Source organism: Pseudoalteromonas sp., from assembly GCF_041613455.1.
In the GTDB taxonomy this organism is placed as follows: domain Bacteria; phylum Pseudomonadota; class Gammaproteobacteria; order Enterobacterales; family Alteromonadaceae; genus Pseudoalteromonas.
In genome coordinates this window covers 1-2,228 of record NZ_JBFJHD010000331.1, presented here as the reverse complement: position 1 = coordinate 2,228, position 2,228 = coordinate 1, and the positions used below count along the sequence as shown (strand labels likewise).

Sequence of the window (2,228 nt, the reverse complement as noted above, 5' to 3'; positions counted from 1 at the left end):
TGAAAACATGTGAAGGCATTGCGAAACTTATCATGAATAAGTTTACCGCCGCGCTTGAAAAGCACCTGCTATATAAATGTTTGGCATTTATTCTGGCTCCAGTGATAAAAAAACTCTATAAAAGGGTGAACCCCGACCAGTATAACGGTGCAAGTCTGGTAGGATTGCGCGGTATTGTGGTTAAAAGCCATGGAAATGCCTCAGCTAAAGCATTTCAAGCAGCAATCGATGAAGCCGTAAAAGAAGTTGAACGTCAGCTTCCCGATAAAATAGCGGCTATTTTCGAACACACACATTCTAAAGACACGGTGACTGAGCAATAATTAAAGTGCCGTGTGTTGATATTTCATTTATTTGTTTAATTAAAAGAGCAAAATATGGCACAAAAAATTGCACTTCTCTTTCCAGGTCAGGGCTCACAAAGTGTTGGCATGCTAGCTGAGTTGCTTGAAAACTCAGCGATTGTTAAAGCAACATTTGCAGAAGCGTCTACAGCACTTGGTTACGACTTAGCAGAATTAGTCCTAAATGGCCCTGAAGAAAAACTCAATCAAACTCATCGTACTCAACCAGCATTATTAACAGCAAGCGTGGCTATTTATCGTCATTGGTTAGCTGCAAACCCCGATGCTGAGGTGGTGATGGCGGGCCACAGTTTAGGTGAATACTCGGCATTAGTGTGTAGCGATGTAATCAGCTTAACCGATGCAGTAAAACTGGTAGAAAATCGCGGTTTATACATGCAACAAGCCGTGCCGGCAGGCGTTGGCTCAATGGCGGCGATTATTGGTTTAGGTGATGATGAAATCAAGGCTGCTTGTGAGCAAGTTGCGCAAGATGAAGTGGTGTCTCCGGTGAACTACAACTCGCCAGGCCAAGTGGTTATTGCTGGGCATAAAGCGGCGGTAGAGCGTGCATCTCAAGCGTGTAAAGACGCTGGTGCAAAACGCGCACTGCCACTTGCAGTAAGCGTACCGTCGCATTGTGAATTGATGAAACCGGCCGCTGACAAACTAGCCGCCGACTTAGCAACTTTAACGTTTAATACACCTAAGTGCGCTGTGATCAATAATGTCGACGTGATTGCAGAACACAGTGCTGAGGCCATTAAAGCCGCACTGGTACGTCAGTTATATAGCCCAGTACGTTGGACCGAAACAGTACAAGCATTAGTGGCGCAGGGGATCACTCAAAGCTATGAATTTGGTCCTGGTAAAGTGTTAACCGGCTTGGCAAAACGAATTGATAAAGCAATGGTATGTGGCTCAGTTAACGACAGTGCCGCAATTGATGCAGCAAAATAAGAGTAAATAATATGACGAATTTATTTTCATTAGAGGGCAAAGTTGTCCTGATCACGGGCGCAAGCCGTGGTATTGGTAAAGCCATTGCAACGACGTTAGTCGCGCAAGGCGCAAAAGTAGCAGGTACCGCAACCAGTGAGTCAGGCGCTGCTAAAATTAGTGACTACTTAGGTGATAACGGTAAAGGTTATGCGCTAAATGTTACCGATCCGGCCTCGATTGAGGCGACATTAGCGGCCATTAAAGCCGATTTTGGCGATGTTGATGTATTAGTAAACAATGCCGGTATTACTCGTGATAATCTATTAATGCGCATGAAAGACGCTGAGTGGGATGACATTATCGACACCAACTTAAGCTCTATTTTCCGTTTATCTAAAGCGGTATTACGCCCTATGATGAAGAAAAAGAACGGACGTATCATTAACATCGGCTCAGTTGTGGGCACTATGGGTAATGCCGGTCAAGCTAACTATGCAGCGGCTAAAGCAGGCGTGATTGGCTTTTCTAAGTCACTAGCACGAGAAGTTGCTTCGCGCGGGATCACAGTCAATGTGGTTGCACCTGGGTTTATTCAAACCGACATGACCGATGAGTTAACCGATGAGCAAAAAGCAGCGACGCTTGCTAATGTGCCTGCAGGGCGTTTAGGGCAACCGAATGAGATTGCCGCTGCGGTATGTTACCTAGCATCTGATGCGGCTGCGTACGTATCTGGCGAGACTTTGCATGTAAATGGTGCGATGTACATGGTTTGATCGCCATGCGTTAACAATTACAATAAATATCGAGCAAGATCACGAAAAAGGTTGAATTATTTGCTATCTTGCTTTAAACATACTTGAAATCGCGGTTAAAATAAGCGATAAAAGATTAAATAAACACTCAAGAGGTTTGACCAGAGAATTATTTATGGTCAAAAGA

The 2,228-nt window shown here is 44.5% G+C and carries 2 protein-coding genes and 1 pseudogene; all 3 read left to right on the top strand.

Annotated elements, in window-relative coordinates; all coding sequences use genetic code 11:
- A pseudogene (locus ABYB02_RS16715) lies at window positions 1-323 on the top strand (phosphate acyltransferase); the annotation flags it as partial.
- A 54-nt stretch (window positions 324-377) separates the two neighbouring features.
- On the top strand, window positions 378-1,304 hold the full coding sequence (gene fabD / locus ABYB02_RS16710) for an ACP S-malonyltransferase (protein ID WP_372763496.1): 927 nt from the start codon (window positions 378-380) through the stop codon (window positions 1,302-1,304).
- Window positions 1,305-1,315: 11 nt separating this feature from the next.
- On the top strand, window positions 1,316-2,062 hold the full coding sequence (fabG, locus tag ABYB02_RS16705; protein WP_372763495.1) for a 3-oxoacyl-ACP reductase FabG: 747 nt from the start codon (window positions 1,316-1,318) through the stop codon (window positions 2,060-2,062).
- Window positions 2,063-2,228: the final 166 nt, after the last annotated feature.